A 25,881-nucleotide genomic window follows, 5' to 3' on the forward strand; every position below is an offset into this window, starting at 1 on the left:
TGTTTCATATGAAACATATAAAGGCTTGCAAAACATGAATTGTTTCATGTGAAACAAAAAAGAAGCCGGCGGTTCCGGCTTCGTTAAAGCATAAAGTATTCTTAAAGCGGTCGTTTCTTGGCTTTCCCGCCGCTACGAGGATAGCGTGCCGGTGTTTCAGCAACCTTCACAATGCAGATATTGACACGTTCCCATTGCTCTTCCGTCCATCGGAAAGAATCAATGGTATCAACGAATCCTCCCAGTTGAGTCAAAGCGTTTTGTGCGGTTTTCAATTCTTCCTCGGCTTGTGGTCCTTTCATTGCTAATAATTTCCCACCAATGCGTAGTGCCGGTAAAGTATACTCAAGTAGCGTCGGCAGGGGAGCCACGGCGCGCGCAACGACAAAATCAAATTGCCCACGTGCGAGAGGATCCCGATTCGGCTTCAGAAAATCCTCAGCGCGTTCGTGAAGCAGCGTCATGTCGGTCAACGATAAATCGTCCACCACGGTCTCTAAAAAAGTAATGCGTTTTTGAAGGCTGTCGACCAGCGTCATGGCTAAATTCGGTTGCATAATCTTTAAGGGAATGGAGGGAAAGCCTGCACCCGTGCCGATATCACAGATCCTTCCATTTAAGCCTTCCGGAAAGAGCCGTAAAAGACTCAGTGAATCCAGAAAATGGCGATTATCGATGCCGGCAGCATCCGTGACAGCAGTCAAATCCATCTTCTGATTCCATTCCAATAATAAGGCGCGATAGCGTTCAAACTTCTTGAGTTGACCGGGAGTTAAGGTAATGCCACAGGCCGCTGCGCGCTCTTTAAGCGTCTTTTGCGATTTAGACATGGTCTTTCTCCTCGCCTTGGTGCCCTTTTTCTGCATGACGTCTTCTTTCAATCTCCAAGTGGATCAACAATACATTCATGTCGGCAGGGGAGACGCCGCTGATGCGGGAGGCTTGTCCGACGGATTCCGGTTGCACGGCATTGAGCTTTTCGATGGCTTCTTTCTTAAGCCCGTCAATTGTCGTGTAGTCCATGGTCGGGAGAGTGCGACTTTCCAGCTTTTTAAATTGCTGAATTTGCGCATTTTGCTTTTTAATATAGCCTTCGTACTTGATTTCCGTCTCCACTTCCATGCGAATTTCTTTGCGAAGCGCGGGACGATCGGGATCTAAGACAGCCAGCGCATCATAGCTGCACTCGGGGCGACGTAAGAGTTCGGCCAGGTTGCTGCCTGTTTTTAAGGGCGCCGAATCCCACATGGCTAAGGTGGCATTGACGGCTTTTGTCGGCGTCACCGAGACGGTTGTTAATCGCTCCACTTCCTTTTCAATGCACGCCCATTTTTCCTGCATACGATCATAGCGTGCCTTGGAGGCAAGACCGATGGCATAGCCGACGGGGGTAAGCCGTTGATCGGCGTTATTCTGGCGCAGACTTAAGCGATATTCACAGCGCGATGTCATCATCCGGTAGGGTTCATTGGTTCCCTTGGTCACGAGATCATCAATCAAAACGCCGATATAGGCCTGGCTGCGGTCCAGCACCACCGGCTCTTGATTCGAAAGCAAGCGTGCGGCATTAATGCCCGCCATCAGGCCCTGCGCGGCGGCTTCTTCATATCCCGAGGAGCCGTTCACCTGTCCGGCAAAAAACAAGCCTTCACAAGAACGGGCTTCCAACGAATTTTTTAAAGCACGCGCATCAATACAGTCGTACTCAATGCCATAGGCGGTGCGCATGATTTCCACATTCTCAAGGCCCTGAATCGTGCGATAGAATTCCAACTGGACTTCTTCCGGCAAGGTGGTACTGGCGCCTTGCACATAAACTTCTTCTGTTGTGGCACCTTCGGGCTCCAGAAAAATCTGATGCTGTGGATGATCGGCAAAGCGCACCATTTTATCCTCTAGGGAAGGGCAGTAACGCGGTCCCACCCCGTGGCGCTCACCCGAGTACATCGGACTGCGCAAGAGGTTCTCGTCGATAATGCGCTTGGTCTCGGCTGTCGTGTACGTCAAATAGCATGGCATCTGTTTTGACGCATCATAGCTTTTATCGGCATTTAGGAAGGAAAAGGGGACAATCTCCGGATCGCCTTCCTGCAAAATCAAATGGGAGTAATCAATCGAGCGGCGATTCACACGGGCCGGTGTCCCGGTCTTAAAGCGTTTCAAAGGAATTCCCGCTTCTTCTAGCGATCGGCTGAAGTACAGAGAGGGGCGCAAGCCATGAGGGCCGGACGAGTAACTGACTTCGCCCATGAGAATCGTGCCGTTTAAGAACGTGCCGGTACAAATGATGACGGCACGCGCCTCATAAAAGGCGCCTTGCAGCGTCAACACACCGCGCACCTTATGTTCTTCCATGATCAGTTCCGTGACTTCACCCTCAATTAGGCGCAAATGGTCCTGTGTTTCCAGTCGTTTCTTCATCGTCTCGTGGTAACGGCGTTTATCCGCCTGCGCACGCAGGGAATGGATGGCGGGTCCTTTCGAAAGATTGAGCATACGGGACTGCAAAAAGGTCTCGTCAATCACGGTGGCCATTTCGCCGCCCAATGCATCAATCTCGCGCACCAGGTGGCCTTTGCCCGTGCCGCCCACGTTGGGATTGCAGGGCATATCGCCGACAGAATCCAGACTCATGGTCAGAATAACCGTTTCCATGCCGAGACGCGCACTAGCCAACGCCGCCTCACAGCCGGCATGACCGGCACCGATGACAACAACGTCTACGCTTGTTCTTTTGTATTGTCTTTTTTCCATGCTTTTCCTTATCTATACGAAAGCGATCCGAAACCTATGGCTATTTACCGACGCAAAAGTCTTGAAAAATTTTATCCAATACATTTTCTTCGACCTTTTCACCGGTAAGCTCCGCCAATTCGCCATAGGCACCGCGCAAATCCACTTCCAAGGCATCCAGCATCACGCCTTGCTCGAAGGCTTGTAAAGCATCTTTCAATGCGTGCTGTGCTTTTTTCAAGCGATCAATATGGCGTACATTGGAGAGCAATGCCGTGTGATCCGGCATGGCGCCATGAAAAATGCAATTTAACATAGCGTCCTTCAATGCCTCCAGTCCGGTTTGCTCCTTGGCCGAAATCGAAATCCATGGGATGGTCGGCTTCTTATTTTCCCAACGTTGACGCGCTTCACGCATGCTTTCCGAAACGGGAAGATCTTCTTTGTTTAACAGGATGATGGCCGGCTTTTCGCCCATTTCTTCCAGTAAATTTTCATCTTCATCAGTAAAGTCTCGCGCACCATCCAACAAGGCCAATACCAGATCTGCTTCTGCCAGCTGCTGACGACTGATATGGACGCCGATGGATTCTACGACATCTTCCGTATCGCGAATCCCTGCCGTATCGATGAGACGCAAGGGGATGCCGCCCAGTTGATAGCTTTCCTCAATGGCATCACGCGTTGTTCCCGGAATGTCGGTAACAATAGCGCGTTCTCGTCGTAACAGGGCATTGAGCAGCGATGATTTACCTACATTGGGACGGCCGATAATGACGGTGGCTACGCCTTCCCGAATTAAGCGGCCGCTATGAGCATCCTTGAGCAACGCATCCACATGCTTGAGAATGGCTTTGTTCTCTTCGATCATGGGTGCCACAGGCAGATCCTCTTCGGCATCTTCCATAAAATTGATGGCATATTCCACATGACTCAACAGATGCAGCATGGCGGTCTTTAAGTCGTTGATTTGAGCGGATAGGGCGCCGGAAAGCTGCTGAACGGCTTGTTTTTGGGCAGCTTCCGTCTTCGCATCAATCAGATCCATCACGGCTTCGGCTTGCGGCAGATCGATACGGCCATTCAAAAAAGCGCGACGTGTAAATTCTCCTCGCTCGGCAAGTCGGGCGCCGGCCTCCAACGCACAGGCAAGGATACGCTGTACACACATGGCGCCGCCATGCGCATTGATTTCCGTCACATCCTCTGCCGTATAGGTATGGGGACCACGCATATAGGAAACCAAAACTTCATCCACGCGCTCATCGCCATCCAGTATCCATCCGTAACGCAGACGGCGATTGAAAGCCGGTGTAAAGGCTTTGCCGTCGATCGGATGAAAAAGACGATCCGTGATAGCAAAAGCATCCGGTCCGCTCAAGCGAACAATACCGATGCCGGCTTCGCCAAGAGAGGTAGAAATGGCAACGATGGTATCGTCGCGCAGGGTCCCTGTTGGTGTGCGTAATGGTTCTTTCATAAGTAAAAAAGGCACTCCGTCGGAGTGCCCCCTTTCTAGTCTTTATACAGAATGACGACTTTACGGTGCGGCTCACGGCCCTCGGAAACCGTATCAATGTGTTCCATCTCCTGCAAAGCAGTGTGAACAATACGCCGTTCATAGGCGTTCATCGGTTCCAGCTTCATCGAACGTTTACTGCGCTGTACCTTTTCCGCATTGCGTTCGGCCAGTCGTGTGATGTTTTGGGCGCGACGTTTGCGATAGCCACCCACATCCAAGTAAACACGGTAATGTTTTTTGCTGGCGCGATTGAGCGTAACGCCCAATAAATACTGAATGGCATTGAGCGTTTCCGCACGACGACCGATGACGATGCCCATATCGGTATCGGTGATGTTGACCAATTCCATGTGCAGATTTTCATCTTCTAGAGAAGCCTCAAGATCGGCGGTAATGTGCATCTTGTCCAAAAGTTCGGCCAGCCAATCCTCGGCGAAATGCAGTAATTCGATCTCCGTGAATACACGAGCTTCGACGCCTGCCGTCTCTTCCGATTCTTCGGCATCTTCAAATGCATCCGTCGCCACATCCGCTTCCTCAACCTCTGCGGATGCGACGGCCGCTTCTTCAACAATCTTCTCTGTCTTCTCAACAGAGACAGTCACGGTTTGTGTGTCCTGTTCGCGCTCGACTTCCTGATGAATCAAATCCAACAGGCTATGCGATGCCTCAGAAGTTTCCGATGTCTGCTTAGCTTGTGCAACAGATTCCAAAGGTTCCGATTCCGTCGTAGGCTGCGCCGGCGAAATTGCTTCCTCTTTTACCGGTTCTGCCGCTTCTTCTCGAATCGGTGATTCTGCACTGACAGGGGAAATCGGTGTTGCTGAAGCAGTAACGTCACTAACTTCCTCATGATGCGGTTGATCCTCATGCAGTAAGTCCTCAAAAGAGGATTCGTTGCGAGAAACACGCACGATGGCTTCCTTTGAACCGAACACGCCTAAAAAGCCGGATTTCGGCTCTTCCATAATTTCAATTGTTACGTCATCCAAGCTCGCGCCAAGCTCCTGTAAGGCAGCTTGCACGGCATCATTGACAGTTTTTCCGGTTTTGACGACCGATCTCATTTTTTGCCTCCCTCTACAGCAGTGTGCTTTTTGGAACGGAAGAACAAGGCGGAAATTCCGCGATAGATCAATTCCAGAACGTTGCCGGATGCCCAGTACAGCAGAAGTCCCGATGCCCAGCTAATGGACATGAAGTAGAAAATAACGGGCATGAACTGAAACATGAGGCTCATATTCTTATTGGGTCCCGTTTGCTGTTGACGCATAGGACCGAAGAACATGATACCGACTTGGGTGATCAGATAAATCAGCGGCAAACCAAACCAACTCAACGGGTCTCTTTTCAACAGATCCGGAATCCAAAAGAAATTCTTGGCAATGCTGTGAAAGCTGCTTCCCGTTGTGGTCATATACTTGGCCGGATCTTTCAACACGGCAAAAAGAGCAAAGATCAACACAAGCTGTAAAACCATCGGTAAACAGCTTGAGCAGCCCATGGCTGAAATGCCTTCCGACTTATAGAGTTCCTGTGTTTTTTCCTGCAGAATACGCTCATCGTAACCGTATTTTTTCTTCAAAGCTTCCACTTTCGGACCCAATTCCTGCATCTTCTGCGAGGATTGCGTGGATTTTGCCATCAGAGGAATCATGATGAGCTTACTGATCAAAGCCATGACGAGAATGGTCATGGCAAAAAATGAGACTTGGGCGGGTTCCGCCATGATTTTTGCCAAGGAATTATAAACATATCCCATCATCCAGCCAAAAAGATCGCTAATTGGTTGTAACATGGCAAACGTACCTCTTTTTCTGTTTCGGAATTCATCGAGTTTGCATTCGTTTTTTTACGTTTTATGGATTTATAATACTATCCTAAAACACGACGGCGCCTTGCTCGGTCTGTCATTAAGGGAGCAGAGGATCCTCGCCGCCGGCTGAAAACGGATTACATCGGAGAATTCGCCAAAGGGTTAATAAAAGCGCAGTGGAAAAACGATACTGACCAAAAGCTTGCAAGGCATATTGAGAACACGTGGGATGATAGCGACATTTTCCCTGTCCCAGTAAAGGAGAAATTAACTGTTGATAGCCGCGAATCAGCCACTGTGTTAAGCGGTTCATTCTGCGTTCTCCTGCGAAGGATGACGTGCTGAAACCGGTGTCGTATGCGATGTTGACGCCGGGCGATTTGAATGCGATTGCTTTTTATTTTCCATGCGTTTTTTCCATTGTCCGAGACAATGGATCAGGGAATGTTCAAGCTGTTGATAGTCTAATTTTTTTGCCGTTGGCCGCGGCAAAAAAACATAATCAAAGCCAAGGGGAAAGATCTCCTGATGGGCGCGTACAATTTCACGCAGGCGCCGCTTCATACGATTACGCTCATTGGCCTTGCCGAATTTTTTAGACATAGAAAATCCATAGCGATTATGGTTCATGCCGTTATGGAATCCGACAAGCTTAAAATCACGGTTATACGCGGGTAATCCCCGACGATAGACGCGTTTAAACTCCTCATTTTTGCGTAGTCGCAGCGAACGATCCATGCCGCTTCCTTCCTGTTTCGCACCCAAAAAAAGTAGGCCCTGTTCCGGACCTACGCGGATAATCTCTTACGACCTTTTAAGCGTCTTGCTTTCAAAACGCGACGTCCGGTCTTGGTCGCCATTCTCGTACGGAATCCGTGGTCTTTTTTTCTTTTGTGTTTGTTCGGCTGATAAGTTCTTTTCATCTCGTCCTCCTTTCCGGTCTCTATTCATGCGTCGCTCGCATTGCAAGAGTATCGTTGTAATTATATTGAGGGGAAGAAAAAGTGTCAAGATGGTATCCAACGAAAGCGCTGAAAATCCACAAATACAAACCATCTTCTTCCTGTGGACAGTGGTAAGGCTCCCCCCGAAAAAAGGCATTCTATGCTATAATAAAACTATCTGTTCTTGGGGGATTTTGTGCGCTTTCGACACCTTTATCCACAAATGTGAACAAGTTGTGGATAAATAAAGCAAAAAAGTGCGGATTTGCGATGACTTTTCGTTTGCCCGCCAGTTTTCCTTGTGGATAACCAGAGTGGGGATATCTCCTGTGAATAAGTGGATAACTTTTCGTATCCCATCGCAAAAGGCAGATTTATGCCCCATAAAGAAGCATACGGGGGACCAGAAGCGGTGGAAAAAATTGTGGATGGTGATTGGGGAAATCATGAGCGATTTAACAATGGTTTGGAATGAAGTGATTGATATGCTGGACATTCAGCTGAACCGAATTCAGTTGAAAAACTGGGTCCAGCCACTTATTCCGATTGCCTTCCTCGACGAGGGGATGCTTCTGGACAGTACCAGCGCATTCATTCAGTCGATGGTGGAGAAAAAATACAAGCAGGATATTGAAAAATGCCTGTCTTATATCTGTGAAACCCCCATGCATATTGAACTGATCAATCCGAGCATGGCGGATTATGAAATGCGCATCAAAGACGCACAAAAAGCGGAAATCGAAGTATCCGAACAACCGACGGATGCGCCGCAACAAACGTTGCCCTTTGAAAAGGATCAGAGCTTGACCGAAAAAATCAAGGAAAAGAAGGATTTTCTGGAGCAACAGCATCGCTATAACGGCTATAACACATTAAATCCGAAATACACGATGGATAGCTTTGTGCGCGGTGCCAGCAATGATTTTGCTTATGCGACAGCGGTGGCGGTCATTCGTGCGCCGGGACGTGTTTATAATCCGCTGTTTATCTATGGCTTGTCGGGACTGGGGAAAACCCACCTGATGCAGGCCATTGCCCATGAGATACTGGCTACGGATCCGCAAAAAAAAGTACTTTACATTACCAGCGAAAATTTTATGAACGAGATGATTGCTGTCATTGAAAACGGCACGAATGCGGAAAAAGAGAATTTTCGCCATAAATACCGCTCCATTGATGTCTTGCTCATCGACGATATTCAATTTATTGCCGGTAAAAAAGCAACCATGGAAGAGGTGTTTCATACCTTTAATGATTTAAAAGAAGCCGGAAAGCAAATCGTATTATCTGCCGATAAGCCTCCCAAGGAATTAAAAAATCTGGAGGATCGCCTAGTTACTCGTTTTGAAGGCGGAATGACGGTGGATATTCAGCAGCCGGACTTTGAAACGCGCGTGGCCATTTTGAATCATAAGATGAAGGGGGAATCCATGGAATTACCCCAATATATAATTGCGTTCATCGCGAATAACATTACAGCGAATATTCGTGAACTGGAGGGAGCGCTGCTACGCGTGTTGGCCTATTTCCACTTCAAAGAAGGTACCGAAGAACTCTCTAAGGACGAAGCCATGGCGATTGCGCGAGAAGCCTTGAAAATTGAGGAATATGGAGAATCTCGCCTGACGCTGGAAGAGATTATTCGCCGTGTGTCGGAATATTACAATCTGAAAGCCAATGATATGGTCTCCAAATCACGGCAAAGCGCCATTGTGTTGCCGCGGCAAATTGCGATGTATCTGTGTCGCGATCTTACCAATGAGTCCCTGGTGGCCATCGGTCGGTGCTTTTCAAGAGACCATACGACCATCATGCACGCGGTGGACAAAATCACAGAGCGCATGGAAAAAGACGAATCCGTCAAAGAAGATGTGAACGCGCTGGTAACACAGCTGACCCATACCTAAGCAGTGGATAGTTGGTGGAAGGAAAACGGGAAATAAAATGTTATCCACAAAAACTATCCCAAGTGCTATCGGACACCCAGTAAGACATACGGGAGCTTTTCCACGAAATCCACAGACTCTACTACTAATGCTACTGACTTATTACTACTACTAAGGGGGGAGAAATGAAAATCCAAGTGATGCCACAGGAACTGGTCAAACGGATCGGTCAATGTCAGCGAGCAATTTCTGCACGTACAACCATGCAAATTCTGGAGTGCATCCGCTTTGAGGCCAAAGAAGATGTACTGACCTTAACCGCCTCCGATCTGGAATTGACGATCCAAACCTCGATGCTTTGCAAGGTGCAGGAAGAAGGCGTGATGGTGGTACCTTCCACCATGATTGGAAATATTTTCCGTAAATTACCATCGGAAGAAACCATCCTGGAAGAAAAAGACGGTGTATTGAAGATTCACTGTGCGGATAGCTATTTTGAATTACAGGTGCCAAATCCTTCGGAATTTCCGGAAGTGCCGGAAGTGGACAGTGAACGCCAAACAACCGTGGACAACGATGCGTTAAGTCGTGCCGTTACAGAAACCGAATTTGCCACTTCTTTAGATGAATCCAAGATTGCTTTGACGGGCATTTTTTATGAACGTCGGCCCGACAGTATTCGCCTGGTAACCTTGGATGGCTATCGTTTGGCGGTGCGTGATGTGCGCTTGAGCGCAGAAGAGGAAGTGTTTGAAGAATCCATGATCGTTCCGAAGCGATGCATGATTGAGTTAAGTCGTCTGTTATCGCCGGAGGATCGCACGACCATTCGTACGGTGCCGGGTCATATTTTCTTCGAAAGCGGTTCTTTAAAACTGTATTCGCGCTTCATTGATAAAACCTTTATCAACTATGAAGAAATTATCTCTGAGGAAAATCAAACGAAAGTGGTGGTAGATCGCCAGGCGTTCCGCGATGCGATCGAACGCGCTTCATTACTGACCCAGGGTGAGCGGGCACATCTGATTAAATTGGATTTCCAGGATGATGGCTTGCATATTGCTTCAAATTCGGAACTCGGCCATGTGAATGAATTTCTTGCGATGGAAATCGAAGGCGAAGCTTGCCGTATTGCTTTCAATGCGCGCTATCTCTTGGACGGCGTGCGTGCCTTGCAGAGTGAAAAGATCACGCTTTATTTGAACGGGATGTTAAATCCCATGGTGATTCGCCCGACGGAAGAGGAAGATACCTATCTCTATCTGGTATTGCCGGTGCGCATTGCCGGAGAGTAAGGAGGAAACATGAGTGATCTAATGATCCATACTTCCTTTATTCGTCTGGATCAGGCTTTAAAATTAGCCAATCTGGTTTCCTCCGGTGCGGAAGCAAAACTGCGGGTGCAGGAGGGCGAAGTGCTGGTGAATGGCGAAATATGCACACAGCGCGGGAAAAAATTGCGTGAAGGAGATTCTTTCGCTTGGCAAGGGAAAGAATTTACGATTGGTATCCCATCGTGAAGGAGGAAGCATGAGCCTTCGGGAACTGGTATTGATCAATTTTCGAAATTATGAATATGAAAAAATACCGTTTTTCGAGGGATGTCACGTCTTTTACGGTCCCAATGCACAGGGAAAGACGAATTTATTGGAAAGCGTCTATATTACGGCGCGCGGTCAGTCGTTTAAGACGACCACCGATAGAAAATTGATTCGTTTCGGTGAACGTTCTGCCTATATTCGTTCTCGCGTTTGCGAAGCGGAGCGGGAGAAAGAAGTGGAAATTAAATTTTCCATGGTGGATCGCAAAAGAGTGCGCATCAATCAAGTGGAGTTGGAATCCGCTGGCGCATTGGCAGAACAGTTTGATGTGGTCTTATTTGCACCGGAAAACTTGGAATTGGTGCAGGGCGCCCCTTCCGAGAGACGCGCATACATGGATTCGATTTTACTGGGAACCGATCCCGCGTATCGCAGTCTGTTACGTTCCTATGAAAAAACAGTATTCCAAAGAAATCAGTTGCTGAAAACACAGGGTGCCTGGTTTTTGGAACAGTTAAAGAGCTATGATCAGCAGTTGGCTTCGGCGGCGGTTGCCCTGGTAAAAAAACGCCAAGCATTGGCGGATGTCTTGCAACGGGAAACGGTGCCGCTGCACTATGCGCTGAGCGGAAAAACGGAGCAATGCGCTATGGCGTATCGCACGAACTGTCCGACGGAAGAACAGGATGTTTTAGAAGCCTTGGAAGAGACACGCAAGCGAGACCTGGAAATGCGCAATACAGAAATCGGTCCGCATCGCGATGAATTGGAATTGACGATTAATGCTCTTCCGGCGCGTCTCTTTGCGTCACAGGGGCAGGCGCGTACGCTAACACTAGCATGTAAACTTGCGGAATTAAAGCTACGTGAACAAAAGCATGGGCATCGCCCTTTACTTCTCCTGGACGATGTGTTTTCAGAATTGGATGATAAGCGGGCGTACATACTTCTTGAACTCATTCGTCCCTTTCAAAGTTTGGTGACGACGAATGAAGCAACATTTTTGCAACAGGAACAAAAGGACGCGCATTTTTATCGTGTGGAATCTGGAAAAATCACTCTCCAAGCGAGAAGCGATTGATAGAGTCGTTAGAAAGGATTGCTATGGCAACAAATAAGAAAGTGGAGTACGGTGAAAAAAACATCCGTGTGTTGGAAGGATTGGAAGCCGTACGGGTTCGACCGGGCATGTACATCGGTTCAACGGATGAACGTGGTTTACATCATTTGGTCTATGAAGTCGTGGATAACTCTGTGGATGAAGCGTTGGCAGGACGTTGCGATACGATTCGCATCACGCTGCAAAAAGATGGCGGTTGTCGTGTTTGGGATAACGGATCCGGTATTCCGGTGGAGACACATCATCAAACCGGAAAATCGACGTTGGAGACGGTATTAACCATTCTGCATGCCGGCGGTAAATTTGATTCGGAAGCGTATCGCTATTCGGGCGGTTTGCATGGTGTCGGTGTTTCCGTAGTGAACGCTTTGTCGAAAAAACTTGTTGCCGAGGTGCGGCGTGACGGCAAGGTGTACCATATGGAATTTGCCAAAGGAAAAACCACTGCACCGTTAACGGTTGTTGGTAAAGCGAACGATACGGGTACGGAGATTCTCTTTTATCCGGATCCGGAAATTTTTGAAACCTTGGAATTTAAACATGAAACGCTGGAGCGACGCTTTCGCGAGATGGCGTTTTTAACAGCGGGTGTGCGTTTCGTATTGATTGACGAAAATGCGGAAGAAGAGGATCCCAAAGAGCAAGTCTTTCACTATGAGGGCGGTATCAGTGAATTTGTTGGCTACCTGAATCGGAATAAGGATGCGCTGTTTGAAGAAATACCGCATTTTCAAGGCATGAGCGAAGGCGTGGAAGTGGATATTTCCATGCAGTATACGACCGGTTATGCGGAAAATATCATTTCCTTTGCCAATAACATTGTCACGGGAGAAGGCGGTACGCATTTGACGGGATTCCGTTCCGCTTTAACCAAGACGCTTAACGACTACGGACGTCGCTACAATTTAATCAAAGAAAAAGAAGACAATCTCTCGGGCGAAGATGTTCGAGAAGGTTTGACAGCGATTGTTAGCGTGAAGGTTTCTAATCCCCAATTTGAGGGGCAAACAAAGTCGAAGCTGGGCAGTTCGGAAGTGCGTGGCATTGTGGATGCCTTTCTTTCGAAGGAATTATCGTCCTATCTGGAAGAAAATCCGAAGATCGGCAAAATCATTATTGAAAAGGCCATGAGCGCACAGCGTGCGCGCGAAGCGGCACGTAAGGCAAGAGATCTTTCTCGTACGTCGCGTTCCATTTTGGATAATACGACCTTGCCGGGAAAACTGGCGGATTGTCAGGAAAAAGATATTGCTGTCAATGAAATTTTCCTCGTTGAGGGAGATTCCGCCGGCGGTTCGGCTAAAACAGGGCGCGATAACCGCACGCAAGCCATTCTGCCGTTGCGCGGTAAGATTTTGAATGTCGAAAAGGCAAGTGCACACCACATTTTCTCGTATGAAGAGATTAAGTCCATGGTGACAGCCTTCGGTACGGGCATCGGAGAGAATTTTGATATTTCCAAGTTGCGTTACGGCAAGATCATCATCATGACCGATGCGGATGTTGACGGTGCGCATATTCGTACGCTACTGTTGACGTTCTTCTATCGCCAAATGCGTCCTCTCATTGATGAAGGCCATATTTATATTGCACAACCGCCTCTGTTCCGCGTTGTGCAAGGCAAAAAGGAGCGCTACGTCTATGATGAAAAAGAGTTGGCACGCATCCTCAAAGACATTCCGGAAGGCTCGTATAAGTTGAATCGCTACAAAGGTTTGGGTGAAATGAACGACGACCAGCTGTGGCATACGACCATGGATCCGGAGAATCGTATTTTGCTGCAAGTGAAAATTGATGAAGAGTCTACTTCCGTGGATGATACCTTTACGCTTTTGATGGGGGATAAGGTGGAGCCGCGTCGGGAATTCATCGTTAAAAATGCGACCAAAGCCGCAAATATTGATACGATCGGCTGAGCCATGTGCTTGATACGAACAATATGAAGGCTGTAAAAGAGAAGGAGCAAACATGGCAGAAGATTTAACAAAACATACAGTATTGGATGCGGACCTGGAAGAGGAGATGAGAAGCTCCTATTTGGATTATTCCATGTCGGTCATTGTCGGGCGTGCTCTGCCGGACGTACGTGACGGACTAAAACCCGTGCATCGCCGCATCCTGTATGGCATGTCCTTATTGGGACTGACACCGGATAAACCCTATCGAAAATCCGCTCGTCTGGTCGGTGATGTCATGGGTCGTTTCCATCCGCATGGCGATTCGGCTATTTATGATGCCGTAGTGCGTTTGGCGCAACCCTTTAATACGCGTTATCTGTTAGCCGATGGCCAGGGAAACTTCGGCTCGGTGGATGGCGATGGTGCAGCGGCCATGCGTTACACGGAAGTGCGCATGACCAAACTGGCGCAGGAAATGCTGCGGGAAATCAACAAGGACACGGTCGATTTTCAACCGAATTTTGATGAAGAGGAAATGGAACCGGTGGTGTTACCGGCGCGTTTTCCGAATCTCATTGTTAACGGTTCGGCAGGTATTGCCGTCGGTATGGCGACGAATATGGCCCCACACAATTTGGGCGAAGCCATTGATGCTTGCATTGCCTATATGAAAAATCCGGATTTGACAACGGAAGACATTCTGAAGATTATGCCGGGTCCGGACTTTCCGACCGGGGCACATATCATGGGCAAGAGTGGCATTGAAGAGGCCTATGAAACCGGCCGTGGCCGCTTAAAACTGCGTGCCGTGGCGCGTGTGGATGAAATCCGTGGGCGCAATCGCATCACCATTACGGAAATCCCGTATCAGGTCAATAAAGCCAAACTCATTTTAAAGATTGCGGAGCTGGTCAAAGAGAAGCGCATTGAAGGCATCTCGGATATTCGCGATGATTCAAACCGTACGGGTTTGCGCATTGTGATTGATCTGAAGCGCGATGCGATTCCTAAGGTGGTGCTCAATAACCTCTACAAGTACACGCAGATGGAGACCACTTTTGGCATTATCAATTTAGCGCTGGTCAACGGACGCCCGAAGATTTTGCCGATGAAGGAGCTGATTCGCTACTATATCGAACATCAAATTGAGGTGGTCACGCGTAGAACGCGTTATGATCTGAAAAAAGCGGAAGCCAGAGCACACATTATTGAAGGCTTACGCATTGCCATGGATCACATTGATGAAATTATTAAAATCATTCGTTCGAGCTATGATGATGCGGAAATCAAGGCCATTTTTCTCAAACGCTTTGGCTTGGATGACGTGCAGTCGCAAGCTATTTTGGATATGCGTCTTAAACGCTTATCCGGCTTGGAACGCGAGAAGTTGGATGAAGAATATAACGAATTGTTGAAGAAGATTGCCTACTTCCGTGAGATCTTAAACAGCCGCAAGGTATTGTTGGGCGTGATTGAGCAGGAATTGCTGGAAATCAAGGAGAAATATGCGGATGCGCGTCGCACGAAGATTATGCCGGCGGTGGATGAGATTGACATTGAAGATCTGATCGAAAAAGAAGCGGTGGTTATTTCACTGACCAAGCGCGGCTACATCAAACGCACGCCGGCAGATCAATACAAAGTGCAACAGCGCGGTGGCAAGGGCATTCGCGGTATGACGACAAAGGATGACGATTACGTCAGCCAATTATACGTGGTTTCGACGCATGATGAAATCTTCTTCTTCACAAACCAGGGTCGTCTGTACACCTTAAATGCCTACAACATTCCCGAGGGTGGGCGCACATCGCGCGGACAGGCAATTGTCAACCTCCTGCAATTGGAGCCGGATGAAATCATTGAAGCGATGTTCCCGAAGAACAACTTACTTTCGGAGGGCAAACAGTTTGTCATGATGACAAAGAATGGTACCCTGAAGAAGACGGAAACATCGAATTTCAAGAATGTCCGTGCCAACGGCATTCGTGCGATTACCTTAGCAGATGACGATGAGCTGGTTGCGGTACGTATTGCGAAGAAGGATGATGAAATCCTCATCGTGACGAAGAAGGGTATGTCGGTGCGTACGAGTCTTTCCGAGGTGCGCAGCGTCGGTCGTTCGGCAATGGGCGTTAAGGGGATTACGTTGGATGTGGATGACACGGTCATTGATATGGATGTGGTGAAGGAACATCCGTATATGTTGGTCATCAGTGAAAACGGCTTCGGCAAGAAAACCCTGATTGAGCATTATGGCGTGCAGAAGCGCGGCGGCAAGGGATTAAAGACCTATAAAGTGACCAAGAAGACGGGCAACATTGTTGCCGCTATGCTGGTAGAAAAGGGCGATGAAGTCCTGCTCATGTCTCAGAACAATGATCTGATTCGTCTGGAAGTGGCAAAGATCAGCACGCTCGGCCGTGCCACGCAGGGCGTGAAGCTTAAAGATGTGCGTAGCGAGGACGAGCGCATCGTTGCGGTTGCCAAGTATATGGAAGATTTGGATCCGGAAGAAGCGTAAAGGAGAGCCTATGGCATTTCATATTCATATGCAGCAGGAAGAGGCTTTACAGATTGCCCTGGAAGGGGATCTGGATATTATCAGTGCGTCGGAAATGAAAACAAAGGTATTGGATGCCTATGAAGAGCAGCCGTCGGATTTGATTTTTGATCTGTCCGCGTTAAACTATTTGGATTCCACGGGTCTCGGCGCGTTGATCTCCATTTTGAAGAATGTGAAAGCGCAGGGGCATCAGATCACCATCCGTCACGCTAAGAGCAATGTGAAAAAGCTCTTTATGATTACGGAATTGGATCAAGATTTTATTTTGGAGGCATAAGATGAAGGCGGTAGCATTACAAATTCCTTCTCGCCCGGAATATGTCACGACGCTGCGTTTGGTAACCGCTTCGATTGCACAAAAGATGCATTTTGATATCGAAGCGATTGATGATCTGCGAGTTTGTGTTTCGGAAGCGGTGAACTATCTTCTGCCCTCGAATGAAGAAATTTTAATTCGTTTTGAGGAGAAAGAAGATCGTCTGGTGATTGAAATCATCGCTACCATTGAGGAAACGAAGGACGAGGGATATACCTTGCATCACCAAATTATGGAAACGCTGTTGGATGACGTGGAGGTAGAAGCGGGGCGTTTGCTTTTAACTAAAGTACTCTGAGAGGATTTGTGATGGCGAAAGAACGAACGAAAGCGAAGGACCCGCGCAAGCAACGGCTGGACGAAGAGCGCGAAGAATTTCGTCGCCTGGCAGAAACGCACGATCCGAAACTGCGGGAAAAAATCATCACCGACCATCTGTATATCGCTGAGATTCTGGCTAAAAAATATGTCAATCGAGGCATTGAGTATGACGACTTGCTACAGGTGGCTTCACTGGGGTTAATTTTTGCGGTGGATCGCTACGATGTGTCCAAGGGGTTTGCTTTTTCCAGTTTTGCCACGCCAACTATCGTGGGGGAACTGAAGCGTCATTTTCGAGATAAAGGCTGGGTTATCCGTGTACCGCGCCGCATCCAGGAGTTGTCCAAAAAGGTGAATTTGGTGCGTCTGACGTTGGCGCAGGAGCAGCAAAGACAACCCACCGTGGATGAGGTCGCAGAGCGTCTGGGGGTGAGTGCGGAAGACGTGTTGGAGGCTATGGAGGCGTCCAAGGTCTATGCGCCTCAGTCTCTGGATAAGACGTTGGATACCGGCATGGACGATCAGGAAATAAGCCTTGGCGATCTCATCGGTGTGGAGGATGAACGTTTCAACCAAATTGATTTTAACGATGTGGTCGAGCGATTGACACAAACGCTCAATCATTTGGAAAAACGCATTTTCGTGTATCGCTACTATGATAAACGGACACAGATTTCCATTGCTGAGGATCTTAAGATCAGCCAGATGACGGTGTCTCGCATTGAAAAGAAGATTATCAAGAAGTTCAGACAGGAGTTGCAGATCAAACCGCAGGATCTTAAGAGAAAAAGGTGAGAGTGTGGAATATCAGGATCTTTACCGAAAAGAAGACGGCGCGTATGTCGGCAGACACATTCGAGGGAAGATGATTCCAAAAGGAACGTATCTTCATCTGGTCAGTGTGTTTACGCTCAACAGCAAACGTGAAATCCTATTGACACAGCGCGATCCCAAGAAAAGTCATCCCCTGGCCTGGGAAAACACAGGTGGGGCGGTGCAGGCGGGGGAAACGCTTCGCCAGGCGGCCAAACGTGAGTTGTTGGAAGAGACCGGCATCGAGGTAGCGGAAGAGGATCTGGTGTATCTCGGCCATTTAACGGTACGTCGGGAGCAAAATGCGCTGATGCACAGTTTTTTCATCCAGCGTGATGTTCCTCGTTCCGCGATTCGCCTCCAAGAAGGAGAAACGGTAGATGCCAAATGGGTGCCTTTCGAATGGTCTCTCTGTTTTGACACCTCTCTGGCGGAGCCCGTGCGCTTGCGCTTGATCTATTTTTGGCAGGAGCTGCAAAGCTTTCTCGATCCCATGCAGTCCAAGGACCCGCATCTCGTGGAAGCCGATCGCTATGAGCCTTGGCTTACCTGGGCAAAACAATTGCAGTTTTATGCGCAGCAGGGGCAGGCCTACACGAAGGATCCCTTTGACCGCGAGCGCTTTGATGCGATTTCAGCGATGGCTTGCGACATGATTGCACGAAAAACAGGGATATCGCCATTAAAAGTGCCGGGCCTTTTTGCACCGGTCGACAACCTGTATCGTACGCCGAATGTTGAAGTGCGTGTCGCCGTTTTTCGTGGCGATAAAATTCTCATGGTACAGGAAAAGCGCCCCGAAGACGCATGGTCTTTGCCGGGCGGTTGGTGCGATCCCGGCTTAACGCCCATGGAGAACGCGAAAAAAGAAGTGTGGGAAGAGGCCGGCATCCGTGTCCGCCCCACGCGCTTGATTGCCTTGGAGGATCGCGCGCACGAGGACTACCATTATAAATTTCCATTGGACGTCTATAAAATTTTCATTCTTGCCGAAGAATTGGAGCCCGGCACCGATGCCTTCCAGGAAAATATCGAAACCACCGATGCACGCTTCTTTGCTTTGGACGATTTACCAAAGTTGAGTGAAGCACGCGTCAGCGTTCGTGCGATCCGGCAATGCTTTGCAGCAAAAGACGATCCGCATTGGAACGTATATTTTGACTGAAGCATCTGCTTTTTATGTATCATCGGTGGCCAATGCTGCCGCCTAACGAATTACAGTACTATTTTGGCAATTTACGAAAAGTACTGTAGTCATTTTGCCTGATTTACAGTACTAAAAGCCTTTCTGGCAAAAAGTACTGTAGTTTTTCGACCCCATTTACAGTGCTTTTCAAAAGAATTGCCATTTGCACTGTATTTTTTTCGCACATTTTACAGTACAAATTCTATTAATCGCTAAAAGTACTGTAATTGCGGCACTTTTTGTACAGTGCAAATTTCACTTTCCGCCAAAAGTACTGTAATTGCGGCACTTTTTCTACAGTGCAATTTCTATTTTTCGATAAAAGTACTGTATCGGCCGCCGGATTCGCAGGTTTTCCCGCCGCCACAGGCGCTCCTGACACCGCAGGAATCTGAGGTGGCACACACGGTTCAGCTTGGCAGGTTTCCAGACGCCTCCGGCCGCAGCACTCGCCTTAAGCCAATTCCTCCATGCCTTTATTCAAACGATAATAGCGACCTTTTTTCGCCATGAGATCATCATGATCGCCGCGTTCTACAATCTGGCCGTCTTCCAACACCATGATGGCGTTGGCATCGCGAACGGTGGAGAGGCGATGAGCGATGACAAAGGTCGTGCGGCCTTTCATCAATTCATCCATACCGGCAGCGATGAGTTTTTCCGTATGCGTATCGACGGAGCTCGTGGCTTCATCCAAAATGAGGATGACAGGATCGGCAACGGCAGCGCGCGCGATGGCCAACAGCTGGCGTTTGCCTTGGGACAACTCACCATCGGTGTCAGAAATCATGGTATCGTAACCGTCCTTCAGGCGACGGATGAAATGGTCGGCATGGGCCAGTTTTGCAGCGTGTTCCACTTCTTCATCCGTGGCATCCAGGCGCCCGAAGCGAATATTTTCACGAATGGTGCCGGTGAACAAATGTGTTTCCTGCAAGACCATGGAAAGGATCGAACGTAAATCGCGCTTATCAATATCCTGCAAAGGCATACCGTCCACCGTGATGGTGCCTTTGTCGATTTCGTAGAAGCGATTGATGAGGTTTGTAATGGTGGTTTTGCCGGCGCCGGTGGAGCCGACGAGAGCAATTTTTTGACCGGGTTTGGCATAGAGAGAGATGCCCTTCAGGACAGGGTGGTCTTCGTCATAGCCAAAATACACATCGTCAAAGCGGACATCGCCATGGACGGGCGCTTTCTGTTCCAAAACAGCCCCGTCCGTTGCCGCTTCATCGGCGGTGTTGCGGCGCTCCCAATATAGTTTTTGCGTTTCCGGATCGGCCCACAAACGAACGGAGCCATCCATAACTTCAACGGGTTCATCCATCAGGCGGAAGATACGCTCGGCGCCGGCAATGGCGGCAAGAACGCCGTTTAACTGTTGCGAAACCATGGTGACCGGGCGATTGATCGTTCGTGTGTATTGCATGAAGGCCGTCAAAGCACCGATCGTCATGGTGCCGCTCATGGTGTAAAAGCTGCCGATGAGGGCCACGACCGCATAGAGGACGTAAGAAAGATTGCCCATGATCGGGAAGCTGATCACACCAAAGGTGGCAGCGTCCGTGGCGATTTTCTGCACGTCATCCGAGCGCTTGTCGAAGGCAGAAATGACGGTATCCTGTTGATTGAAAAGCTGTACGACCTGCTGCGCGGAGAGCATCTCTTCAATATAGCCGTTCATTTCACCGATTTGTTGCTGGCGTTTGCGATAGTAGCGGGCGCTGCGGTGTGAAATGACGCGCATCACCCAGATGGTCAAAACCGAGAAGGCAATGGTCACGAGGGTGAGTTGCCAACGCAGAATAAACATCATGAAAAGGGTTGAAGTGAACTGAATGATGGACAGTAAAAACTGCGGCAAGGCCTGCTGAATGGTTTGCGTCAAGGTATCCACGTCATTGGTAAAGGACGACATGATTTTACCGTGGGCCGTATGGTCAAAAAAGGTTATGGGCAGGGCCAGAACATGCTGATTCATATCGTTACGTAAGCGATAGATTGTACGTTGAGACAGCTCTGCCAACCACAAAAAGCCGAAGTATTCGGTAAGGGTAGCTACGACAAAAACCAAGGCCATGATGACGATATTGCGGAAGAAGAGGGAGAGGTCGTGCTGGACGGCTACGGCATCTACGACAGGCGCCAGAAAGCCGTTTCCCACGACACTCAAAAAGGTGGAGAGCACCACCATCAATAAGCCCCCGACAAAGATGGCCTTATTGTAGCGAAAATACGCAAATAATCGCTTCAGGACAGGAATATTCAGTGTCGCACGAGGACGCTTCTTCTGTTCGTTGTTTGCATCGCTCATTCGGAAAGCCCTCCTTCCTGGGATTCAACAATATCTTTATAAATGGCCGAGGTATGCAGCAGCGCATCATGGGTGCCCAATGCATCCATGTGGCCGTTATCCAATACGAGAATTTGATTGCAGTCGCGAATGGAAGCAATGCGCTGCGCAACGATGATGACGGTAATGCCTTGCAACTCTTCCTGCAAAACGCGTCGAAATTTCGCATCCGTTGCCATATCCAAGGCGCTTGTGGAATCATCCAAGATCAGGATCTTTGGCTGTTTAATCAGCGCTCTGGCGATGGTAAGACGTTGCTTTTGACCGCCGGAAAAATTGGCGCCGTTCTGCTCCACCGGATGATCCAGCAGATCCGGATAGCGCGATACAAAATCCCAGGCCTGCGCCTTTTGGAGGGCAGCCTTCATTTCTTCATCGGTGGCATCCGCACGCCCCCATTGCAGATTGCTGCGAATGGTTCCCGAAATCAAGGTGTTTTTCTGCAACACGATACCGATGTCTTCACGCAGAGCATGCAGGGAATAGTCCTTGACATTTCGTCCACCCACATACACCGCACCGTCCTTCACGTCATAGAGTCTGGCGATGAGCTTAATGAGCGTGGATTTTGACGATCCTGTCGGCCCGATGATGCCCATATGTGCTCCAGCAGGAAGGAAAAAATCAATGTCCTGGAGGGTATCTTCGTTGTAATCCGGATAACGGAAGGAAACGTGGGAGAAACGGACGGAACCGTCAGCCAGGGCATGACAGGGATTGTCTTTTTCTTCCAGCTCCGACGTGGTATCAATCACTTCGAAGATACGATGCAGCGAGGTATACGCAAACGAGAAGTTTACGAGATACATGCTGATCATCATCACGGCCATCATCACCTGAAACACATAGGTCGTAAAGCCGATGATCGTACCCGGCATCATGGCGCCTTGATAGATGAGCAGACCGCCCTTATACAGCACAAAGAGCAATGTCAGATAGAGTAACGTGCTCGAAAGGGGATTCAGATAGCTGATCAGATGTACGCCCTTTAACTCTGTGTCCAGTAAGGCACGGTTCGGCTTTTCGAAACGCCGTGAGGCATACTTTTGTCGTCCGAAGGCGGTAATGATATGAATGCCCGCCAATTGCTCCTGAATCATGCCGTTTAAACCATCAATGCGCTCGCGAATCTTGAGAAATACAGGGATGGCTTTACGAAACACCAGAAAGATGAAGAAGGCGCTGGTCGGTAACATGACGACAAAGATCAGGGCTAAACCGGCATGGATGCGAAACGAAAAAATCAGAGCGAAGATAAGTAAAAACGGGAAGCGAAACGCCATGCGCAAACTCATCATCGCTACCATACCGACTGTATCAATATCGGCGGTCAAACGCGTAATCAACGAAGGCACGCTGATTGTATCGATATTTTGGTACGAGTATTTTTGCACCGCTTCATAAGCAGCTTTACGCAGATTGCCGGCAATGCCATAGCCGGCCGTCGCTCCCAAACGGGAACTCAGGACGCCAAAGCCCATGCTGATAAAGGCAACAGCGACCATGAGTAGGGATTGCTGCAAGATATAGGAACGATTGTTAAGAGCAATGCCCTTGTCCACGAGGTTAACCATCATCATGGGGATGACAATATCGCCGATGACCTCTAAAATCATCAGCAAAGGCGTGAGAATGACTTGCCATCGTACATTTTTCGTATAAGGAATTAATTTTTTTATCATTACGGCCTTCTTTCAAACAAGAAACGGCGCTCTATGCGCCGAAAGAATGCAATGAACAAACGTCTATACGTTTATTATAATTTAGAACAAATTAAACATACCCAAACGCACAATTTTCATGCAAAAACGTTTGAAAATCCCACGAACAACACATTTTATTCACCCCTGCTGCCTATAATAAAAGCAACATCTGAAAGACCGCTATCGGCTATGATTTTCAACCGAAACGTGTCATCATGCGACGAGTTCGATATACTAGAGAGGGTTCACGCGATTCAAGGAGGAATCATGCTTACAAATCAAGATAAGAAAAAATTAGGCGCCCTCGTCGGCATCCTGTTAGCCAGTGGAGCGACCATATTTGGTATACAAAAGGTCAACGAAAAACCGCAATCCATCGTAGATGATGGAACGTCCGGCCAATATGAGGAGTCTCTGGATGATTCCTCTATCGAGACAAGCCGAAATTGGACGGGAGCCGTCTCCGAATCCTCGGCGTTTGAAACACAAAACGCCATTCCACAGCTTTCGTATGACTCGATGACCCTTCCGGAGCAGTCTGAGACCGAACGGAGCCATACAAGAAGCGGCAACCTGGTTGTGCGTCCGTCAGACTCGAAACAAGAAGCGTCTTCGAAAGCAGAACGTAAGCCGGAACAAAAGCCAGAACAAAAACCGGCACAACAATCCACGAAGCCGTCGCCTAAACCGCAACAGAGCACAAAAATAGCAAAGGGTTCATCGGCAACGGGAAAGACGCCGACGGAGCTCCCGGAAGAAACCATTGAAAATCAGCCGACGGAAAGCGAAACGTCGCAAAAGCCGACAGGATCCGTATCAACGCCGGCGAAAAGCACGACATCCGACACCTCGTTGACACCGGAACAATCGCAGTCCCTGTCCATTGCTAAAGCATCGGAGGAAGAAGCCGCTCGTGTACCGGATACGCCGGCAGCCAAAGCGCTGACGAATCTGCCGGTCTTTGACAGCCAGCGATTGGGCAATACCAAAGTTTACTTCTATCAGCATCCATCGCTGAGTGTTGGCTTGGATTTGCGCAATGCCAAGGGAATGTCACAACAGCTTTATGTTTTCCCGTCCAAAAAAGGATTTTTGATTTTCCCGCGCCAGTTGATGTCTATTTTAGGACTCACTCCGGAAACGTTAAAAGAAAAGACGGAAAAGAACGAAGAAATTCCGGGGGCTATCTCCGTGCGCTTGGTGGATGCCAAGGAAAAAGAAGAGCTGGAAAAGAAAGATACGGAAAAGAAATTGCACTTTGCTGAGGCAGAGGGCGGACGTTTCTATGTCATCGAACAGACGCCGGATAAAGACGGACGTTATCAGAATATTTACGACATGCTCGATCATTCGCTGGATCCGAAATTCATTGCTGATAATCTGACAACAGCCGGCATGATCGGTAATCCGCCCAAGATCAACGATAAGGTGACGATGGGTGAGCAGCAGAAGGCATGGGAAGATCTCGTCTCGAAAATGCGCGATAACCCGGCCGTTGTCGAATACAATTGGAATTTGCCCTTACTCGCACCATCAGCGGGCTATTTGAAAGATGGTAAAGAAATCCGTACCAATATTCCGGATAGCACGCCAAACTACAGTTTCGGGCGCTTGGATATCAATAACGATAAAACGCCGGAATACATCATTCATGCCACAACAAAAGCCTCAAAAGACGGTGTGGCAGCCGGCTATTGGGCCATTTTGGAACCGACCCCGTCCGGCTTAACGGTGGCCAATGTGATTCCTGATGGCAACGGCGACTTACTCTTGAAAGACAACACGATGATTTTGCCATCGCTGGATAAGAACAATCGTGAAGTGTCTTTATGCGTCCAAGAAGCAAAACTCGGCGAAAAAACCGACCGCAAAGAGATGCCCAAAGTGACCTTCCGTTTGGCGGAGGGAACCGGCAAGGAATTGGCGGAAAAATACCCCAAGTCCTACTTAGTGCCCATGAACGATCATGTGTATCTCTTTACCATGGAAGAGATGGATAAGTTGTTGGAATACATTGAGAATGAAATGAAAGATGTCAAACGCATTGACTTCATTGGTAGCGTTAAGGATGGCAACACAGGTCTCACCAACCCCACCGGAACGCAGGCGGCCGATATCCAAGATCCGATTCAGTATTTGCAGGAACGCTATCCGAACTTGCCGCTGACACCGGAACGCTTGCAAAAAGCTACGCCCACCTCTTCGTTTAAGGACCTGAACGACGCAGTAAAGCCGAGCGATTTTGATCGCGTTGAAAACAATCACAACTGATCTTTTCCGAAGACCGACGGGCTTCCGGGAAAATCGAGGCCTTGTCGTTGCTATCGCAGGATACGCCCGTCTAGGGCGTGCTCTTCTTCGGACAGACAGAAGGGAGAAAACGTACATGGATATTCGCATTGACCCCAGTATTGCCGCTCTTGGCGTAAAGGATGTTGTGGTAGGCATTGCTAAGAATGTCAATCCGCATGCCGCATTTTCAGAAGCCTTTTTAAAGCGACAAAAACAAGCGGAGGAGTGGGCCTTGTCCGTTTCTCTGGATGAGGTAGCCGAGCATCCGCTGACCCAAGGTTATATGAACTTGATGAAAAGTGTTGGGCGCAGCGTGAAAAAGAATGTACCAAGCGTCTTAGCCTTGGTACGCAACGTCCAGCATCGCGGTTCCATGCCGCAAGTGAACAGCATCGTTGATATTTATAATGTGGAATCTTTACTTTCCATGCTGGCCATCGGAGGCCATGATCTGGATAAAATCGACGAGCCCCTGATCTTTAAAGTGAGCGGCATAGAGGACACCTTTTATCCCATCGAATCCTCCTCCAAACACGTGGCGCCCACAGATTTTCTATATTGTGATGCGAAGGGGATTGTCTCCTGGATGGGCGTGCGCGACGGCGAAGCCTATAAGCTGGATGAGAACACGACAAACGTGCTTTTTACCATCGCCGGGAATGCGGAAGCAACGACGGAAGTACGCCTGGAAGCGCTGAAGCATATTGAAGAGGATTTAGTCCAATGTATGCCGGGCGTTGAATTTACCGCGCAGGTAGTGCGTGTGGAGGCGTAATCTTCGCCACCTGGGTATGTGCGTGAAGGTGTAATCTTTGCCGCCCAGGTAGCGTGCGTGGAGGCGTAGTCTTTGTCGTCCAACCTATGGCGATCGGCA

22 protein-coding genes are annotated in these 25,881 nt (G+C 48.7%); 12 read left to right on the forward strand and 10 right to left on the reverse strand.

Features of this window, described 5'->3' with window-relative positions; translation table 11 throughout:
* Positions 1 to 101 precede the first annotated feature (101 nt).
* The 8 genes from rsmG to rpmH all read right to left on the reverse strand — a co-directional run bounded on the left by rsmG (position 102) and on the right by rpmH (position 6,994).
* Positions 102 to 830 carry a 16S rRNA (guanine(527)-N(7))-methyltransferase RsmG gene (rsmG, locus tag BN98_RS06465; protein WP_019190651.1) on the reverse strand — a complete coding sequence of 243 codons (729 nt, stop codon included), beginning with the start codon at positions 828 to 830 and terminating at the stop codon, positions 102 to 104.
* Positions 823 to 2,754 (reverse strand): tRNA uridine-5-carboxymethylaminomethyl(34) synthesis enzyme MnmG, encoded by a 1,932-nt coding sequence (gene mnmG, locus BN98_RS06470; RefSeq protein WP_019190652.1) that lies wholly within the window; start codon positions 2,752 to 2,754, stop codon positions 823 to 825. Before mnmG ends, rsmG begins: the two co-directional genes overlap by 8 nt.
* 40 nt (positions 2,755 to 2,794) lie before the next feature.
* Positions 2,795 to 4,213: a tRNA uridine-5-carboxymethylaminomethyl(34) synthesis GTPase MnmE gene (mnmE, locus tag BN98_RS06475; protein ID WP_019190653.1), complete on the reverse strand. Its 1,419-nt coding sequence runs from the start codon at positions 4,211 to 4,213 to the stop codon at positions 2,795 to 2,797.
* A 35-nt stretch (positions 4,214 to 4,248) separates the two neighbouring features.
* Positions 4,249 to 5,322: an RNA-binding cell elongation regulator Jag/EloR gene (jag, locus tag BN98_RS08015; RefSeq protein WP_019190654.1), complete on the reverse strand. Its 1,074-nt coding sequence runs from the start codon at positions 5,320 to 5,322 to the stop codon at positions 4,249 to 4,251.
* A complete protein-coding gene (locus BN98_RS06490; protein ID WP_019190655.1) occupies positions 5,319 to 6,053 on the reverse strand; it encodes a YidC/Oxa1 family membrane protein insertase in 735 nt (244 codons plus the stop codon). Before BN98_RS06490 ends, jag begins: the two co-directional genes overlap by 4 nt.
* A 115-nt stretch (positions 6,054 to 6,168) precedes the next feature.
* Entirely contained in the window at positions 6,169 to 6,384 is a 216-nt protein-coding gene (yidD, locus tag BN98_RS06495; RefSeq protein ID WP_019190656.1) for a membrane protein insertion efficiency factor YidD, read from the reverse strand.
* Positions 6,381 to 6,809 (reverse strand): ribonuclease P protein component, encoded by a 429-nt coding sequence (gene rnpA, locus BN98_RS06500; protein ID WP_019190657.1) that lies wholly within the window; start codon positions 6,807 to 6,809, stop codon positions 6,381 to 6,383. Before rnpA ends, yidD begins: the two co-directional genes overlap by 4 nt.
* Positions 6,810 to 6,859: 50 nt before the next feature.
* Positions 6,860 to 6,994 carry a 50S ribosomal protein L34 gene (gene rpmH / locus BN98_RS06505; RefSeq protein WP_019190658.1) on the reverse strand — a complete coding sequence of 45 codons (135 nt, stop codon included), beginning with the start codon at positions 6,992 to 6,994 and terminating at the stop codon, positions 6,860 to 6,862.
* Positions 6,995 to 7,461: 467 nt separating this feature from the next.
* Between rpmH and dnaA the strand changes: the two genes are divergently transcribed.
* The 10 genes from dnaA (at position 7,462) to BN98_RS08670 (ending at position 18,638) form a co-directional block, all read left to right on the forward strand.
* Positions 7,462 to 8,922 carry a chromosomal replication initiator protein DnaA gene (gene dnaA, locus BN98_RS06510; protein ID WP_195891111.1) on the forward strand — a complete coding sequence of 487 codons (1,461 nt, stop codon included), beginning with the start codon at positions 7,462 to 7,464 and terminating at the stop codon, positions 8,920 to 8,922.
* Positions 8,923 to 9,086: 164 nt separating this feature from the next.
* Positions 9,087 to 10,196 (forward strand): DNA polymerase III subunit beta, encoded by a 1,110-nt coding sequence (gene dnaN, locus BN98_RS06515; RefSeq protein ID WP_019190660.1) that lies wholly within the window; start codon positions 9,087 to 9,089, stop codon positions 10,194 to 10,196.
* Positions 10,197 to 10,205: 9 nt separating this feature from the next.
* Entirely contained in the window at positions 10,206 to 10,421 is a 216-nt protein-coding gene (locus BN98_RS06520) for an RNA-binding S4 domain-containing protein (protein WP_019190661.1), read from the forward strand.
* Between the two features lie 10 nt (positions 10,422 to 10,431).
* Positions 10,432 to 11,523, forward strand: coding sequence for a DNA replication/repair protein RecF (gene recF, locus BN98_RS06525; RefSeq protein ID WP_019190662.1), 1,092 nt, complete (start codon positions 10,432 to 10,434; stop codon positions 11,521 to 11,523).
* Between the two features lie 23 nt (positions 11,524 to 11,546).
* Positions 11,547 to 13,478: a DNA topoisomerase (ATP-hydrolyzing) subunit B gene (gene gyrB, locus BN98_RS06530; RefSeq protein ID WP_019190663.1), complete on the forward strand. Its 1,932-nt coding sequence runs from the start codon at positions 11,547 to 11,549 to the stop codon at positions 13,476 to 13,478.
* Positions 13,479 to 13,530: 52 nt separating this feature from the next.
* Positions 13,531 to 15,981 carry a DNA gyrase subunit A gene (gene gyrA / locus BN98_RS06535; RefSeq protein WP_019190664.1) on the forward strand — a complete coding sequence of 817 codons (2,451 nt, stop codon included), beginning with the start codon at positions 13,531 to 13,533 and terminating at the stop codon, positions 15,979 to 15,981.
* Between the two features lie 10 nt (positions 15,982 to 15,991).
* Complete coding sequence (locus tag BN98_RS06540) at positions 15,992 to 16,300, forward strand: STAS domain-containing protein (protein WP_019190665.1); 309 nt, start codon at positions 15,992 to 15,994, stop codon at positions 16,298 to 16,300.
* Between the two features lies 1 nt (position 16,301).
* A complete protein-coding gene (locus BN98_RS06545) occupies positions 16,302 to 16,637 on the forward strand; it encodes an ATP-binding protein (RefSeq protein WP_019190666.1) in 336 nt (111 codons plus the stop codon).
* Positions 16,638 to 16,648: 11 nt separating this feature from the next.
* On the forward strand, positions 16,649 to 17,455 hold the full coding sequence (locus BN98_RS06550; RefSeq protein WP_019190667.1) for a SigB/SigF/SigG family RNA polymerase sigma factor: 807 nt from the start codon (positions 16,649 to 16,651) through the stop codon (positions 17,453 to 17,455).
* Positions 17,456 to 17,459: 4 nt separating this feature from the next.
* Positions 17,460 to 18,638, forward strand: coding sequence for an NUDIX hydrolase N-terminal domain-containing protein (locus tag BN98_RS08670; protein WP_019190668.1), 1,179 nt, complete (start codon positions 17,460 to 17,462; stop codon positions 18,636 to 18,638).
* A 475-nt stretch (positions 18,639 to 19,113) separates the two neighbouring features.
* Here BN98_RS08670 and BN98_RS06565 read toward each other — a convergent pair whose 3' ends face one another.
* Together BN98_RS06565 and BN98_RS06570 are read right to left on the reverse strand one after the other, a co-directional pair.
* Positions 19,114 to 20,973 carry an ABC transporter ATP-binding protein gene (locus BN98_RS06565; RefSeq protein WP_019190669.1) on the reverse strand — a complete coding sequence of 620 codons (1,860 nt, stop codon included), beginning with the start codon at positions 20,971 to 20,973 and terminating at the stop codon, positions 19,114 to 19,116.
* The gene (locus BN98_RS06570; RefSeq protein ID WP_019190670.1) at positions 20,970 to 22,694 is read right to left on the reverse strand and encodes an ABC transporter ATP-binding protein; all 1,725 of its coding nucleotides are present in this window, start codon (positions 22,692 to 22,694) and stop codon (positions 20,970 to 20,972) included. Before BN98_RS06570 ends, BN98_RS06565 begins: the two co-directional genes overlap by 4 nt.
* Before the next feature lie 288 nt (positions 22,695 to 22,982).
* Here BN98_RS06570 and BN98_RS06575 point away from each other — a divergent pair, with 288 nt between their 5' ends.
* Positions 22,983 to 24,986, forward strand: coding sequence for a hypothetical protein (locus tag BN98_RS06575; RefSeq protein ID WP_019190671.1), 2,004 nt, complete (start codon positions 22,983 to 22,985; stop codon positions 24,984 to 24,986).
* Between the two features lie 115 nt (positions 24,987 to 25,101).
* Positions 25,102 to 25,782, forward strand: coding sequence for a B3/B4 domain-containing protein (locus tag BN98_RS06580; RefSeq protein WP_019190672.1), 681 nt, complete (start codon positions 25,102 to 25,104; stop codon positions 25,780 to 25,782).
* The last annotated feature ends 99 nt before the right edge of the window (positions 25,783 to 25,881 follow it).

It is taken from the genome of Levyella massiliensis (genome assembly GCF_000308275.2).
GTDB classification, from domain to species: domain Bacteria; phylum Bacillota; class Clostridia; order Tissierellales; family Peptoniphilaceae; genus Murdochiella; species Murdochiella massiliensis_A.

Bases quoted from the DNA above. Each gene is read 5' to 3' on its own strand.
- rsmG (WP_019190651.1), bottom strand. From the start codon at position 830: ATGTCTAAATCGCAAAAGACGCTTAAAGAGCGCGCAGCGGCCTGTGGC.
- mnmG (WP_019190652.1), bottom strand. From the start codon at position 2,754: ATGGAAAAAAGACAATACAAAAGAACAAGCGTAGACGTTGTTGTCATC.
- mnmE (WP_019190653.1), bottom strand. From the start codon at position 4,213: ATGAAAGAACCATTACGCACACCAACAGGGACCCTGCGCGACGATACC.
- jag (WP_019190654.1), bottom strand. From the start codon at position 5,322: ATGAGATCGGTCGTCAAAACCGGAAAAACTGTCAATGATGCCGTGCAA.
- BN98_RS06490 (WP_019190655.1), bottom strand. From the start codon at position 6,053: ATGTTACAACCAATTAGCGATCTTTTTGGCTGGATGATGGGATATGTT.
- yidD (WP_019190656.1), bottom strand. From the start codon at position 6,384: ATGAACCGCTTAACACAGTGGCTGATTCGCGGCTATCAACAGTTAATT.
- rnpA (WP_019190657.1), bottom strand. From the start codon at position 6,809: ATGGATCGTTCGCTGCGACTACGCAAAAATGAGGAGTTTAAACGCGTC.
- rpmH (WP_019190658.1), bottom strand. From the start codon at position 6,994: ATGAAAAGAACTTATCAGCCGAACAAACACAAAAGAAAAAAAGACCAC.
- dnaA (WP_195891111.1), top strand. From the start codon at position 7,462: ATGAGCGATTTAACAATGGTTTGGAATGAAGTGATTGATATGCTGGAC.
- dnaN (WP_019190660.1), top strand. From the start codon at position 9,087: ATGAAAATCCAAGTGATGCCACAGGAACTGGTCAAACGGATCGGTCAA.
- BN98_RS06520 (WP_019190661.1), top strand. From the start codon at position 10,206: ATGAGTGATCTAATGATCCATACTTCCTTTATTCGTCTGGATCAGGCT.
- recF (WP_019190662.1), top strand. From the start codon at position 10,432: ATGAGCCTTCGGGAACTGGTATTGATCAATTTTCGAAATTATGAATAT.
- gyrB (WP_019190663.1), top strand. From the start codon at position 11,547: ATGGCAACAAATAAGAAAGTGGAGTACGGTGAAAAAAACATCCGTGTG.
- gyrA (WP_019190664.1), top strand. From the start codon at position 13,531: ATGGCAGAAGATTTAACAAAACATACAGTATTGGATGCGGACCTGGAA.
- BN98_RS06540 (WP_019190665.1), top strand. From the start codon at position 15,992: ATGGCATTTCATATTCATATGCAGCAGGAAGAGGCTTTACAGATTGCC.
- BN98_RS06545 (WP_019190666.1), top strand. From the start codon at position 16,302: ATGAAGGCGGTAGCATTACAAATTCCTTCTCGCCCGGAATATGTCACG.
- BN98_RS06550 (WP_019190667.1), top strand. From the start codon at position 16,649: ATGGCGAAAGAACGAACGAAAGCGAAGGACCCGCGCAAGCAACGGCTG.
- BN98_RS06565 (WP_019190669.1), bottom strand. From the start codon at position 20,973: ATGAGCGATGCAAACAACGAACAGAAGAAGCGTCCTCGTGCGACACTG.
- BN98_RS06570 (WP_019190670.1), bottom strand. From the start codon at position 22,694: ATGATAAAAAAATTAATTCCTTATACGAAAAATGTACGATGGCAAGTC.
- BN98_RS06575 (WP_019190671.1), top strand. From the start codon at position 22,983: ATGCTTACAAATCAAGATAAGAAAAAATTAGGCGCCCTCGTCGGCATC.
- BN98_RS06580 (WP_019190672.1), top strand. From the start codon at position 25,102: ATGGATATTCGCATTGACCCCAGTATTGCCGCTCTTGGCGTAAAGGAT.